Source organism: Kordia antarctica, from assembly GCF_009901525.1.
In the GTDB taxonomy this organism is placed as follows: Bacteria; Bacteroidota; Bacteroidia; order Flavobacteriales; family Flavobacteriaceae; genus Kordia; species Kordia antarctica.
Window position 1 is genome coordinate 3,108,240 of the sequence record NZ_CP019288.1, and the last position, 14,694, is coordinate 3,122,933.

General features: G+C 33.7%; 13 protein-coding genes. 8 read left to right on the top strand and 5 right to left on the bottom strand.

Annotated elements, in window-relative coordinates; translation table 11 throughout:
* Window positions 1-108: 108 nt before the first annotated feature.
* The 4 genes from IMCC3317_RS12900 to IMCC3317_RS12915 all read right to left on the bottom strand — a co-directional run bounded on the left by IMCC3317_RS12900 (window position 109) and on the right by IMCC3317_RS12915 (window position 3,749).
* The gene (locus IMCC3317_RS12900) at window positions 109-1,023 is read right to left on the bottom strand and encodes a metal ABC transporter solute-binding protein, Zn/Mn family (RefSeq protein WP_160129912.1); all 915 of its coding nucleotides are present in this window, start codon (window positions 1,021-1,023) and stop codon (window positions 109-111) included.
* Window positions 1,024-1,149: 126 nt separating this feature from the next.
* Complete coding sequence (locus IMCC3317_RS12905) at window positions 1,150-1,965, bottom strand: transporter (RefSeq protein WP_160129913.1); 816 nt, start codon at window positions 1,963-1,965, stop codon at window positions 1,150-1,152.
* Between the two features lies 1 nt (window position 1,966).
* Window positions 1,967-2,623, bottom strand: a complete 657-nt coding sequence (locus IMCC3317_RS12910) for a metal-dependent transcriptional regulator (protein WP_160129914.1) — start codon at window positions 2,621-2,623, stop codon at window positions 1,967-1,969.
* A gap of 151 nt (window positions 2,624-2,774) precedes the next feature.
* Window positions 2,775-3,749 (bottom strand): polyprenyl synthetase family protein, encoded by a 975-nt coding sequence (locus tag IMCC3317_RS12915; RefSeq protein ID WP_160129915.1) that lies wholly within the window; start codon window positions 3,747-3,749, stop codon window positions 2,775-2,777.
* 131 nt (window positions 3,750-3,880) lie between these two features.
* Between IMCC3317_RS12915 and IMCC3317_RS12920 the strand changes: the two genes are divergently transcribed.
* The 8 genes from IMCC3317_RS12920 to IMCC3317_RS12955 all read left to right on the top strand — a co-directional run bounded on the left by IMCC3317_RS12920 (window position 3,881) and on the right by IMCC3317_RS12955 (window position 13,215).
* Entirely contained in the window at window positions 3,881-4,489 is a 609-nt protein-coding gene (locus IMCC3317_RS12920) for a TetR/AcrR family transcriptional regulator (RefSeq protein ID WP_160129916.1), read from the top strand.
* A gap of 1 nt (window position 4,490) precedes the next feature.
* Window positions 4,491-5,840 carry a TolC family protein gene (locus tag IMCC3317_RS12925; RefSeq protein ID WP_160129917.1) on the top strand — a complete coding sequence of 450 codons (1,350 nt, stop codon included), beginning with the start codon at window positions 4,491-4,493 and terminating at the stop codon, window positions 5,838-5,840.
* A 95-nt stretch (window positions 5,841-5,935) separates the two neighbouring features.
* The gene (locus IMCC3317_RS12930; protein WP_160129918.1) at window positions 5,936-7,108 is read left to right on the top strand and encodes an efflux RND transporter periplasmic adaptor subunit; all 1,173 of its coding nucleotides are present in this window, start codon (window positions 5,936-5,938) and stop codon (window positions 7,106-7,108) included.
* A 13-nt stretch (window positions 7,109-7,121) separates the two neighbouring features.
* Window positions 7,122-10,676: an efflux RND transporter permease subunit gene (locus IMCC3317_RS12935; protein ID WP_160129919.1), complete on the top strand. Its 3,555-nt coding sequence runs from the start codon at window positions 7,122-7,124 to the stop codon at window positions 10,674-10,676.
* A 231-nt stretch (window positions 10,677-10,907) separates the two neighbouring features.
* Window positions 10,908-11,585, top strand: coding sequence for a DUF6345 domain-containing protein (locus IMCC3317_RS12940; RefSeq protein ID WP_160129920.1), 678 nt, complete (start codon window positions 10,908-10,910; stop codon window positions 11,583-11,585).
* 51 nt (window positions 11,586-11,636) lie between these two features.
* Entirely contained in the window at window positions 11,637-12,536 is a 900-nt protein-coding gene (locus IMCC3317_RS12945; protein ID WP_160129921.1) for a hypothetical protein, read from the top strand.
* Between the two features lie 179 nt (window positions 12,537-12,715).
* A complete protein-coding gene (locus IMCC3317_RS12950) occupies window positions 12,716-12,955 on the top strand; it encodes a hypothetical protein (RefSeq protein ID WP_160129922.1) in 240 nt (79 codons plus the stop codon).
* Window positions 12,955-13,215, top strand: coding sequence for a hypothetical protein (locus IMCC3317_RS12955; protein WP_160129923.1), 261 nt, complete (start codon window positions 12,955-12,957; stop codon window positions 13,213-13,215). The genes IMCC3317_RS12950 and IMCC3317_RS12955 overlap by 1 nt, the downstream gene beginning before the upstream one ends.
* 151 nt (window positions 13,216-13,366) lie before the next feature.
* Here the strand turns inward: IMCC3317_RS12955 and IMCC3317_RS12960 are convergent, their stop codons facing one another.
* Window positions 13,367-14,686 (bottom strand): RagB/SusD family nutrient uptake outer membrane protein, encoded by a 1,320-nt coding sequence (locus tag IMCC3317_RS12960; RefSeq protein ID WP_160129924.1) that lies wholly within the window; start codon window positions 14,684-14,686, stop codon window positions 13,367-13,369.
* Window positions 14,687-14,694: the final 8 nt, after the last annotated feature.

Below are 14,694 nucleotides of genomic sequence, written 5' to 3' on the forward strand. Positions count from 1 at the left end.
TTTCCACTTTTCACTTTCAACTTTCAACTTTTAACTTTTAACTTTTCACTAATTTGTTTATTCGATAAAAGGCTTTTCAATTTAAAATTCAACATTTATCATTCATAATTACTTAAGTGCATTCACAATCGTTTTCACATTATATTGATACATTCCAATATACGTTCCTTCCACAGTTCCTGCATTTCCAAGTGCGTCTGAATATAAGGTTCCACCAATAGCAACTTCATGTCCTTTAGATTTTACAGCTGCTTGCAACGCTTCTATGGTACGTTTTGGCACTGAACTTTCTACAAATATGGCTTTTACCTTTTTTTCAATAATAAAATTTGCCAATTTCTGCACATCTTGCACACCAGCTTCCGTCGCTGTTGATAGTCCTTGCAAACCAACTACTTCAAAGTTATGCAATTTTCCGAAGTAATTAAATGCATCGTGTGCCGTAACTAAGATTCGTTTTTCTATTGGTAATGTTTCAATTATTGCTTTAATTTCTGTTGCTAATACCTCTAATTTCGCAATGTATTCTTGTCCGTTTTTTTCAAAACTTTCTGCGTTTTTTGGATCTATTTTTTTGAGTTCGTCAATCACAAATTGTGTTGCTTGTTTCCAATAGCCAATGTGAAACCAAATGTGCGGATCGTAGCTAGAAGCAAAGTATTCCGAACTTATCAATCCGCTTTTGTCAATCGCATCCGAAACTGCAATGGTTTTCTTTTGTTGCTTGCGCATTTTTTCAAAAATATCTTCTAATTTTCCTTCTAAGTGCAATCCGCTATAAATAATAACATCTGCGTTAAAAAGTTTGCTTACATCGCCTTCACTCGCTTTGTATAAATGCGGATCAACGCCACTTCCCATTAAACCTTGAACTTCAACTTTATCGCCACCAATATTTTCAACCATATCAGTAATCATCGTGGTTGTCGTAACGATTTTTAGTTTTCCATTACGTTCTTTGACTTCTGTTTTACAGCTTATGATTGTGAGTATAGCGATGAGTATGTATAGGTGTTTTTTCATTTTTTTTGTTTGTTGATTCTGTGTTTGTTGATTTGTTCTATGTTCTATGTTCTATGTTCTATGTTCTATGTTCTATGTCAAAAAAAATTCTTTTTTATTTAAAATTCAACATTTAGCATTTATAATCTATTTTGGCAATCTAAAACTAATTCCTGTACTTATAAAAAAATCTTGATCTGTGTTGATTCCTGTTCCGCCAGACAAATCTAATTGTATGTTGTTTGATACTAAATAGGTAAATCCGCCATCTATTAAATGATTTGCTCGATCACTTTCAGGGAAATCGCCATAGAATTCTAAATAACAACCAATTTTTTCTGTAATACTATGCCCTAAAACCGTTGTGTATACATACGAAACGTTTGATGAATTTCCATCCCAAGCTGCTCCAAGATTGTACGAGAAACTCCAGTTTTCACTAAGCGTATGTGCAAATGAAAATCTAAAATCGCCACCTGTATTTTCAGGTTTATATTTGGTTGCCGCTGTAAATGGCAAAAATGCGCCTCCTAAAAATCCTATTTCTGGCAACGCGCCTTTTTCTTCTGTGATTCCAATTTTAAAACCTACATATAAAGGACTTAATCCGCTAAATTTGTCTTCAAAATTACTGTTTCGCGCGCTGTTTTTTGTTCCAGCAATGTCCAATCCTAACCGTAATTCTAAATTGTCTAATAATCCGTAACGCAGTAACATTGTATTGAATGTTGTTGTATTACTTTCTATATTGTCAGTAGTAATTTCTTCATACATAAAACCAGTTTCTACTTGTAATAATCCTTTTGGAACCAACGTTGGCGATTCGGTTTGATCTGGTCTATCTGTTACAATAACACCATAATCTTTTATGTTTTCATCTGAATTGTTTTGTGCTTGAATTGTTGTACATATAAATAAAAATAGTATTCCTATCACTATATTTAAGTTCCTCGTATCCTTCATTTTAAGTACTCTTTTTGACATAAATATTATTTGCAATTTGACTTGATATAGTAATTTCCTGTTTTTTTATTTTTATTTTCATGGAATTATCAAATGGTTCCATTTCCATGACTTTTATTTTTTTTCCCAGAGCAATTTCTTGTTTGTCTAAATATTTAAGGAATGAAGAAGAAGAATCTTTTACACCAACAATAATTCCTTTGTCATCTTTTTGTAATGTTGATAATAGTGTATCAGCAACTGTTTTGATATTTCCGTCTTTATCAGGAATTGGATCTCCATGCGGATCGCGCGTTGGAAAACCTAAAAAAGCATCTAATTGATTCGTGAGTTTTTCAGATTTTATGTGTTCTAATTGTTCTGCAACATCATGCACTTCGTCCCAAGTGAAGTTGAGTTTTTCAACTAAAAAAACTTCCCACAAGCGATGTTTTCTAACAATATTAGAAGCGACTAATTTTCCTTCTTCTGTAAGTGCAGTTCCTTTGTAGCGTTTATAATCTACCAAACCTTTTTCTGAAAGTTTTTTAATCATGTCCGTAGCCGATGAAGCCTTGGTATCCATTTTTTCAGCAATAGAATTTGTACTTACGCCACCTTCTTTGTGATTACATATGTGATAGATTGCTTTTAGATAATTTTCTTCAGAGAGTGTCATCTCATTTTATTTTTAGACTACAAAGATATTTATAATTATGATATAAGTAAATATATTTTTAGTCTTATCTAAAAATAAAATTTAAAAAAGAGGTTTTTCACATCTAATTAATTGAAATTAAATGAATTACATTCATGAAGAATACTGATTTCTAAACCGTTCTATTCATCAATTGCGCACCGAAGGATTTGAGAGATTGCTTTTCTGTGTCGCCAATATTAAGCGTTTGTAATAATTTGAATGCTTTGGAAGTATAATCTTCAATCGCAGTTTTGATCGCTTCTGGAGCTTTACTTTCGTTAAAAATTTCCATGACAGCATTTATTTTCTCCGTTGCATCTTCTGGTTGTTCGGAGAATAATTGGATTAATTTTTCGCGGTTTTCTTCCGAACTATTTTTTAATGCTTTTAGGTAGAGATATGTTTTTTTGTTTTCAATAATATCGCCGCCAACTTGCTTTCCAAAGGTTTCTGGATCGCCATATGCGTCTAAATAATCGTCTTGTAATTGAAATGCCAATCCTAAATAGCGACCAAAATCATAAATACCTTGCGCATCTTTTTCGCTTGCTTTTGCCACCAACGCGCCCATTTTCATCGCAGCACCAACTAAAACTGCTGTTTTGTATTCAATCATTTTCAAATATTCAGGGATCGTAACATCGTTTCTAGTTTCAAAATCAATGTCATATTGTTGTCCTTCACATACTTCTATTGCCGTTTTACTGAACAATTCTGCCAAAGCTCTAAACGTTGCTCCATCGTAATTTTCAAATAATTGATATGCCAAAATCAACATTGCATCACCTGATAAAATTCCTGTATTTATGTCCCATTTTTCGTGAACTGTTACTTTTCCTCTTCGCAAAGGCGCATCGTCCATAATATCATCGTGAACTAACGAAAAGTTATGAAAAACCTCCACAGCCAACGCTGCATTTAAAGCTTCTTTGTGAGAAGTTCCAAAAATTTCGGCAGTCATTAATGTCAATACTGGTCGCAATCGCTTTCCGCCAAGTTGCAGAATGTAAATGATTGGCTCGTATAAATTTTTAGGTTCATTAATTATAATCTTTTCTTCTAAATATTTTATAAAAGTCTCTCTGTATTGAGCAATGTGTGTCATTTAATTGAAAATTTCTGCTAAAATACCATATTTCCAATTTATGCAAATAGAAATCAATTGTTAAATAAATGTAAAAACTTTGGAAACTTTTTTGGTTTTTAAAGTTTCCGAAGTACATTTGCACTCAATTTATGAAAGAAAAAATCAAAATAACAGCGACAGAATTATTCTTAAACTTAGGTTTTAAGAGTGTCACTATGGACGATATTGCTAATGAAATGGGGATTTCTAAAAAAACCATCTATACACATTTTAGCAACAAAACAGATTTGGTAAATGAAGTAACTTCTTCTTTGTTTTGTATAATTAGTGAAGGTATTGACTTGATTTCTGCCGCACAAAAGAACTCCATTGAGGAATTATACGAGATTAAACGCTTTGTAATGGAGCATTTGAAAGATGAAAAGTCTTCTCCACAATATCAACTGCAAAAATATTATCCAAAAATCTATTCAACCTTAAAAAAGAAGCAATATGATGTGATGCAAGATTGTGTGAAGGATAATTTGTTACGCGGCGTAAATTCAGGAGTTTATAGAGATTCTATTAACATAGACTTTATTTCAAGAATCTATTTCAATGGTGTAATTGGAATTAAAGACAACGAATTATTCCCACTTAAAGAATTTTCTATGAATACCATTATGGAATATTTTTTAGAATACCACATTCGTGGAATTTGTACAGCTAAAGGACTAGAAACATTACAAAAATTTATAACCACTAATCAATCATTATAATATGCGAAATAGACTAATATTTATCTTTAGTTTATGTTTTCTAAGCTTGGGATTTTCTCAAGAAGATACAGAAGCTCCCAAAAATTTCTCTTTGGATGAAGCGATTGCTTTTGCACTTGAAAACAACAGAACTGCCAAAAATGCTGTCCGAAGTATTGAAGCTGCTGAAAAAGAAAAATGGGAATTTACAGCGACTGGATTGCCTCAAATTAATGGTGCAATTGATTATCAAAACTGGATAAAACAACAAGTTTCGTTACTTCCTGGTGAAATTGTAGGACAAGAAGAAGGAACTTTTGTCCCTGTTAGATTTGGCACAAAACAAACCCTAAATGCAACCGTGACGTTGAACCAACTTATTTTTGATGGTTCGTATTTAGTAGGATTGCAAGCAGCGAAAGTATTCTTAGAAATTTCTAAAAACGCTAAAGATAAAACAGATTTACAAGTTCGAAAAGCGGTTATTAATGCCTACGGAAATGTGCTACTTTCTGAGGAAAGCCTCGCGATTTTAGAACGCAATTTGGCAACACTTGAGAAAAACTTGAATGAAACTAGAAAAATCTACGAAAATGGATTGACAGAAGAAGAAGATGTTGAACAGCTTGAAATTACACTGTCTAGCATTGAAAGTAATTTACGAAATGTAAAGCGTTTACGCGATTTGTCATATAAAATGCTAAATATCACGTTAGGAATTGACCTAAATCAGAATACAATACTTACTGATTCGCTTCAAGCATTGACAGCTTTGAATATTGTGCCTTCTTTGTTATTACTAGAAGATGATGTGACAAATAATTTGGATTATAGAATTGCAGCAAATGATACGCAAGCTAAAGTATTGCAGTTAAAGTTAGAAAAAAGCAAAGCATTGCCATCTTTGAGTTCATTTGTTAATTTCGGATATACCGGAAATAACGATTCTTTCGGATTCTTGCAAAGAGAACAAAAATGGTTTGGATCGTCTTTATTAGGCGTAAGCTTAAATGTTCCGATTTTCAGTTCCATGAAAAGAAGCGCTTCGACACAACGTGCAAAAATCAATTTAGAAATAGCGAAAGATGATTTATTAGAAACAGAACAACAGTTAAAATTACAAGTAGCTGCTGCAAAAAGTGATTATCAATTAGCGATTGAAGAATACGAAACTGCAAAGAAAAATTTGGGACTTTCGGAACGAATTGAAAAGAAAAATCAAGTGAAGTTTTTTGAAGGTGTTTCTTCAAGTTTTGAATTACGCCAAGCACAAACACAATTATATTCGGCACAACAAGAATATTTGCAAGCAATGCTTGATGTTATTAATAAGAAAGCTGAATTGGAGACTATTTTGAATGAAGTCGATTGAGTTGATGGGTATTTTAGTAGTTGAGTTCAATGCTCATCTACTCAGAAACTAAACAACTAACACACTAAACAACTAACAAAGAAAAATAAATCCTAATGAAAAAAATAAATACACTAATTCTTCCTATCGTGCTTCTATTAGCTTCTTGCGGTGGCGGAACTAAGAAAGATGTAGACACATTGATCTCAGAAAAAAATATTGAAGCAATCACGGAAAAAAGAGACGCATTGAAAGTTGAAAAGACAGAACTTGATGCTAAAATTAAAAAACTTTCGGATGCTATTGAAGAAGTCAATCCAAAAGAAAAACACACCTTAATTACAGTATTTACTGCAAAGGACACCATATTTAATCACTATTTAGAATTACAAGGAAATGTAGATACTAAAAAGAATATTGTCATTACTCCTGAAATGTCTGGAATTTTAACCCAAGTTTTTGTGAAAGAAGGACAACGCGTTTCAAAAGGACAAATTTTAGCAAGAATCGATGATGGCGGAATGAGTCAGCAATTGGCACAAATACAAATTCAAGCGGACTTAGCAAAAACAACGTACGAACGCCAAAAAAGATTATGGGATCAAAAAATTGGGTCTGAACTTCAGTTTTTACAAACAAAATCTGCGTACGAAGCACAACAACAAGCCGTAAATCAACTAAAAACGCAATTAGGAAAAACAGCCGTTAGAGCTCCTTTTCCTGGTGTGGTAGATGATGTAATTACGGAGCAAGGTTCGGTAGTTAGCGCAGGACAATCGCAAATTATTCGTATTGTAAATTTACGTGACATGTATATTGAAGCTGTGATTCCTGAGCAATATATAACAAGTGTTACAAAAGGAAAAAAGGTAGAAGTACATTTCCCAGTTTTGGGGAAAACAATGGAAGCCAAAATTCGTCAAGCAAGCGATTTCATTGATCCTAACAATCGCACATTCAAAATAGAAATTGGTGTACCAAATAAAGAAGGAAACATCAAGCCAAACTTGACAGCGAAGCTAAAAATCAATGATTATACAAGTGCTAACGCTATTTTAATTCCGCAAAGTATCATTTCTGAAAATGCAGAAGGCGAACAATATGTATATATCGCTAAAGACATTAAAGAGAAAAATGCAATTGCAAAACGTGTCATTGTACAAACAGGAAAAACGCAAGGTGATTTTATCGAAATCACAAATGGATTAAACGATGGTGACGCCGTTATTAAAGAAGGTGCCCGAAGTGTAAAAGATGGTCAAGAAATCAAGATCATAACTAACAACTAAAGTCTACAACCAAATGGCGAATAAAAAAACAAATAAAGAGTTCTTTATGTCTTCTTGGGCGATTGATAATAAAACTATTATCTACATCGTAATGGGCTTAATTCTCGTTTTAGGAATCTCTGCGTATTTCAGTATGCCTAGAGAAAATTTTCCTGAAGTAATTGAGACTAAAATCTACGTAAGTACCATTTATAGAGGAAATACAGCAGAAGATGTTGAAAAATTAATTGTTGATCCGTTAGAAGATCGACTCAAAAATGTGAGTGGCGTTGTAAAAGTTACCTCAACATCACAGGAAGATTATGGAATTATTGTCGTTGAATTTGATGAAAAAATCAGTGTAGAATCTGCCAAAGTAAAAGTTCAAGACGAAGTAGATGTCGAAAAAGGTAGCGAAGATTGGCCAACATTTAACGGCGCAAAAGTGGAACCGAATATTTTCAATCTGAATCTTTCGGAAGAACAACCAATTCTAAACATCAATATATCAGGCGATTATCCTGTTGAAAAATTAAAAGAATTTGCAGAAACGCTTCAAGATGATATTGAAGATTTAACTGAAATTAAACAAGTTGACATTCGTGGTGCGCAAGAAAAAGAAATAGAAGTTGCGGTTGATGTGTACAAAATGATGGCAGCAAAAGTAAATTTTGATGATGTCCGTAACGCAATTTCCAATGGAAACGTTACCATTTCTGCGGGAAACATGATTTCTTCAGGACAAAGACGTACCATTAGAATCTTGGGTGAAATTTCAGATCCAAAACAACTAAATGACTTTGTAGTAAAATCTATTGATGGACCTGTTTATTTAAGAGATATTGCTGATATAACTTTCAAAGAAGAAGACAAAACAACTTATGCACGTAAGTTTGCAAAAGACGTTGTAGCGCGAGATGTAGTAATGCTTGATGTAAAAAAACGTGCTGGTGAAAATATGGTTGCTGCCGCAGAACAAATCGGCGAAATCATTGAAAAATTTAAAGAAAGTCACGAAGAGTTAGAGATTTCTATTACCAATGATCAATCTGAAAAAACGATCAACCAAGTAAATGACTTGGTAAACAATATTATTTTCGGAATCATCTTAGTGGTTTTTGTATTAATGTTTTTCTTAGGATTCAGAAATGCATTATTTGTAGGATTGGCAATTCCGATGTCAATGTTTATGTCGTTTGTAATTCTAAACTTATTAGGATATACAATGAATACTATGATTCTATTTGCCTTAATTATGGGACTTGGAATGCTAGTAGATAACGGAATTGTAGTTGTTGAAAACGTATATCGTTTGATGGATGAAGAAGGCATGAGCCGAATTGAAGCTGCGAAAAAAGGAATTGGCGAAATTGCTTTTCCAATTATCATTTCAACGTTAACAACGGTTGCGGCGTTTGTTCCTTTAGGAATGTGGCCAGGAACTATGGGACAATTCATGATTTATTTCCCAATCACGCTTTCCATCGTATTAGGTTCTTCCCTATTTGTGGCAATCTTTATCAACTCATTAATGGTATCGCAATTTATGGAAGTTGGCGAGCGTAAATTAAAAATGAGACAGCTATTAATTATTACGGTAGTATTGTTAGTATTGGCAATTTTATCTTTTATAATTGGTGGCGGATCTAGCGGTTTAGGAACATTATTCATATTCATTGCGATCATGTTTTGGGCATACAAATATGTGTTAAAACCGATGGCTCGATTCTTTCAAACTAGAATATTAGCTGCGCTAGAAAGAGCCTATGAACGTTTTCTAAAATTTGCTTTAGGTGGTTGGAGACCTTATGTGTTTACACTTGGAACATTTGTATTATTATTCTTAGCGTTCGGATTGTTCGGTGCATCTATAGGAAGTAAACGTACCAAAGTAGAATTTTTTCCAGACAATAAACCAAATCAAATTATTGTCTATATAGAATATCCGCAGGGAACTGCGATTGAAAAAACAAATAACATCACCAAAGAAATTGAAGCACGTGTATATGACGTTTTAAATAGCGACGAATACATGGACGGCGATTATAATTTCTTGGTAGAATCTGCGGTTTCACAAGTTGGTGAAGGTGCAGGAAATCCGCAAACCGATGGCGGATCGGCAGCAGAAATGCCACACAAAGCAAAAATTACTGCTTCCATGCGTGAATATAAATTCCGCCGCGGAGAAGACAGTGAAGTATTGCGCCAAAAAGTAACGGAAGCATTGAAAGGAATTTATCCTGGAGTTGCTATTTCTGTTGAAAAAGATGCCGTTGGTCCGCCTGCAGGTTATCCAATTAATATTGAATTAGAAGGCGATGATTATACAGAATTAATTGCGGAAGCAGAAATAATGCGTGAGCTGATCAATTCTAAAAATATTGCAGGAATTGAAGAATTAAAAATTGACGTCAACAAAGGAAAACCGACTATGCAAGTAGTTGTTGACAGAGAAAAAGCAGGAGAATTGGGCGTTTCGGCTGGACAAGTTGGACAACAATTACGAAACTCGTTATTTGGTGCAAAAGCTTCTGTATACAAAGAAGATGGCGAAGATTACGATATATATGTTCGTTTTAACGAAGAAAATAGATACAATGTAAGTTCACTGTTTAATCAGAAAATGATTTTTAGAACTCAAACGGGACAACTGAAAGAAATTCCAATTTCTGCGGTTGTAAAACGTAACAATACGTCTGGTTTTAGTGCTATAAAACACATGCAGAAAAAACGTGTCGTAACTGTATATTCTGGATTAATGCCCGGATTTACAGATGCTGGAGCAATTGTAGCGCAGATTCAAGCGGAAATGTCAGACTATAAGCCTGACGGAATTGAAATTGATTATACAGGACAAATTGAGGAGCAAGACAAGCAACAAGCGTTTTTAATGACGGCATTTTTTGCAGGACTTGGATTAATTATGTTGATTCTAGTTTTTCAATTTAGTTCTATCTCAAAACCAACAATCATAATGATTGCAATTTTCTTAAGTTTGATTGGTGTTTTTGGTGGGATTTTAATCACAGGCGCGCCATTTGTAATTATGATGACGATGATGGGAATTATTTCGCTCGCGGGAATTGTGGTAAATAATGGTGTAGTTTTGCTCGATTACAATCAACTTTTAATTGATCGTAAAAAAGAAGAACTCAACATTCCAGAAGATAAATATTTACCAATTGATGATGTATTTGAAACAGTAGTACGAAGTGGAAAAGCACGTTTGCGTCCTGTATTACTAACGGCAATTACAACCGTTTTAGGATTAATTCCATTAGCAATTGGATTCAACATTGACTTCTTTTCACTATTCAGCCAATTTGATCCAAAAATATATGTTGGTGGAGATAATGTAATTTTCTGGGGACCATTAGCATGGACAGTAATTTACGGATTAATTATTGCTACATTCCTAACATTAATCATTGTTCCCATCTTATTCTTCTTAACAACGAAGTTTAAATTTTGGGCGTTTAAAAGCAAGCGTCCTGAAATGGAAACAGCTGATGATCTGCATATCAAAGATGGAGATTCTGGTGAAGATTTAAATATCAACGAAATTGATTTGCCGATAGAAACGGTATAAAAATACTGAGTTTCACTAACACAAAAAGCCCGAAATCTACCTTAGATTTCGGGCTTTTTTTATGCTCATTATTTTTATTCATAACTGGTTTTAGATTTAGGTTAAATATTAAAGAATCATCTAATGACAATTTAAAAAAGGGGAAAAACACTAGCCTCAAATCAGGTTTTACATGGCTAAAAATAGCTTTACAATATAGTAGCTTTGGTAAAAAACTAAAACTATTTACATATGGGGTCAATTGGAATTGAATGGGTCAATCAATACAACGGAAATGCTTCTAACCTGGAGAACAATGATAATAATGCGCGCGGTTTTTACAATACTTTACAAGGTGTAAAACAATTTGAATACGGAGATAACCTAGCATGGGATGAAGATTTTGAAAAAGCAGGAAAAGGTTCGCCATCCGCAGGAACAGATACAACGTATGCTGATAATGCAGATATTGTTTTCTTCTCAGGTCATGGATGGAGAGATTTTTTACTTTTTGGAAGAAATGATCGTGATAATGGAAGAGCAAGAAATACCGAGATGGAACTTGGTGATCAAGACTTAGAATGGATTGTTTTTGACGGTTGTCAAGCCTTAGAATTTGATGGCGTTTTCGGACGTTGGGGCTGGGGAGTTTTCAAAGGATTGCATTATATCTTAGGATTTGCAACTATTTGTTATGACAAAGCAGATAGAGGCAAAAAATTTGCACAACGCTTAAATAATAAATGGAGAATGCGGGAAGCATGGATAAAAGCCTGTAAAGAAACAGAAGTTGCTGATACGAAATTTGCTTATTTGCGTGCCAACGAAGGAGGAATTAGTACATACAATGATCATTGGCATGGAAAAGGAGACGTAAGTTTAGATCCTGACAATCCTGATAATTTATGGTATTTAAACGGAAATTGTTAAGACAAAAATTATAAAAAATGTCGCGAACTGACATCTAAAAATATAGCACACATGAAAGATTCATTATTCAAACTAAATACAAAATTACCAAAACACGTTGGTCGCATACCAATGTATAAAACGTTCCACTTTGAAACAGCTTCAAGCAGAAATAAAGAGTATGCTGCGTATATTTCAGAACGCGTCGATTTTTTACGTTCCAAGTTTAAAACAGAAGGAGAATTAGAAGATGTTGGCGATCAATTAGTCATTAAAAACGAAAAAGAAGCACTAGAAATATATACCGCAAGCGATTCTTTTTGGTGGACAGATCGTGAAAACGCATATAGCGAAAATATAAAACTGGCGGAAAATCTTCCAAATAAAGACGAAGCTGTACAAAATGCAGTAAAACGACTTGAAGCATTGAAAATTGATACGCAATTCATGAAATTGCACTCTGTAAGTAACAATTTTGCAGCATTCAGTAAATCACCAAAAGATGCAAAAGGAGAACAATTTCCAACAAGTGTCAACGTAAATTTTAATTATGAATTAGAAGGATTGCCTTTATTTGGTGCTGGAGCAAAAACACAAGTATCATATATTAATAACGATCAAACTGTTGAAATTTTACACTTTTACAGAACACCAAAGCAAGCAGGAAAAGCAGAAGTTATTAGTCCTGAAGAAGCTGTTCAACAAGTATTTGACAATTATCGATTTGCACAACTAAAAGATTCTGATAAAAACACAGGCGAAATCACAGATGTAACTTTGGGTTATTACACGGCAAGTCCAACAGACTTACAACGTTATTTGATTCCTGTCTATAAAGTAAAAGGAAGCGTTTCTACACCAGCTTTGGAAAACTACGACTTCAATTTATTTGTCATTGCAAGTACAGAAAGTCAAGAAATGGCAAAACAAAAAGGTCAAATCAATACAGGATTAGAAACTGTTTTCAATTAATAGCCAATTAAAACGCTTTGCAAATTTTTGTAGAGCGTTTTTCCATAGAACTGAACTTGTTTTGGTTTTTTCTTTACCATATTATAAGTGATTATAAAATTCTATTACTTTCGCCACTTTCTTGATATAAAGGATATCTTATAATTTACGTATATTTGTTAGTATAATACTTCATTATTATGGGAGCAGTTGAGTTAAAAAATAGAATACAAAACTTTTTAGATAATGCCGATGAAAGAGTATTAGCTATCGTTAACGGTGTATTTGAAAACTACTACAAGGACCAAACTGTTGCATTCAATCCTGATGGAACTTCTATGACAAGGCAAGAATACAAAACGGCGCTAGATACTACTGAAGAACAAATTGAAAATGGTGATTTTATTTATGCTGAAGAATTTGAGCAACAAGAAAATTAATGGCTGAAAAAGTTACAAAAGTAGTTTGGACACGCCAAGCTAGAGAAGCACTCACTTCAATTTTAGATTACCGCTGTAAAGGCGTTCCGCCAGCTCGAAAAATTATTCGTAATGATATTATTAATTCTTCTAAAGAAATTGTTTTTGCAAAGCAATTCCAAAAAGACGATATCTATCCTCAGTATCGAAGACTAATTGTTCGTGATTACAAAGTTCTTTACACAGAGAAAAAAGGAGTGGTTTGTACAAAAACTAAATGAAATAGTTGCTCCCAAAATAGTCAAATCTCAACATTATTCATCCAACAAAACATTCAAAAAGAAAAAGCTGATAGATAGTTTCTAGTAAAATTTTGACATAAAAAAAGCGCCTCTTTCGAAGCGCTTTTAAGTTTGTTATTTGTACTATATATTACTGATTTTCGTTTAATGGAATAGGAAATTCTATCCAAACATCATCTTCAGCTCTATCAATAGGTAATTCTGCCAATTTATTAAAACGTCTCATGTCTATCCATCTATGACCTTCGCCAAATAAAGAATATCTTCTTTGCTTTAATATTTCAGTAAGTAATTGACTAGGACTTGTTCCTCCAGTATACGGTACTAAACTTGCGCCACTTCTAACAGCATCAATAGCAAGAACCGCTTGTACAGGAGCTGTATTCATATTTGCCTCCGCATATAATAACAATAATTCCTCGTTACGAATAATAGGAATTGCATCTGAATTAGACGTATATACCATTACATCATACGATCCTGTTAAATTGTCTAGTGTCAACGCTCCAGATGGTCTTAAAGCTACTTTTGATAAACGTGTATCACCAGCTTCTGCGTCTGTCACAAAACTAGGTTGTGCAATTCTAACTCCAGCCGTTGAAGCATCTAAAGGAAAAAACATTGGGTTTGTAATATCTCCTGCTCCTGTAGAAAATACATAACTAACTCCTGTATTCAAATCTCCTGTGATGTTATAAAAAGAAGCATTTAAAAATGTTAATACCGCTGGATAATCTTCTTGATATGCAGCAACTCTTGCAGCTAATGCATTGTTGAATTTTAAAAATTCTGAAGGCGTATCAAATCCTGCAAAACCAGTGGTTAGTGAAAACGGGAAGTCTGATCCTCCGTTGCCTAAATCTGAAGCTCCACTTACCAACAAGTCTCTTATTCCTTGCAATGCAGCATCTTTACCAACTACGGGACCTAAATTATCAGGATCATTTACATCCAAACGAATTCCGTTACCATACATTAAATTTAAATTTAATAATAGTTCATACGCTTGAATGGTTTTTGCGAATCCAGTTGTTGCATTTTTCTCTTCAGTTGAAAAATCTGCAGTAGAATTCACAATTCCTTCTAAAATAATATTGGTTCCTTTAATGTTCACATATCGTGCTCCCCAAGGACCTGTTGTATAAAATGTATTATTGTCAAGTGTTGACGATCCTCCGCCTAATAAATCTGACGTAAAACGTGGATCTGAACTTGAAAATCTATAAAATTCTCTTCCAATAACACCTACGTCATCAAAATAAGTTCCTATTCGGGTTCTCATACTCGATTGTACTCCACCTGCAATATCTTGCAAATCTCCACGAGACATATTGGAAGCAATGGTATCTACATCGGCACCATTTAAGTTCGGAAATTCTTCTACCTCACAAGAAAAAAGCAGTAAGCTTCCTAATGCGAATAGAAATATATATAAATTATTTTTTTTCATAATATTTT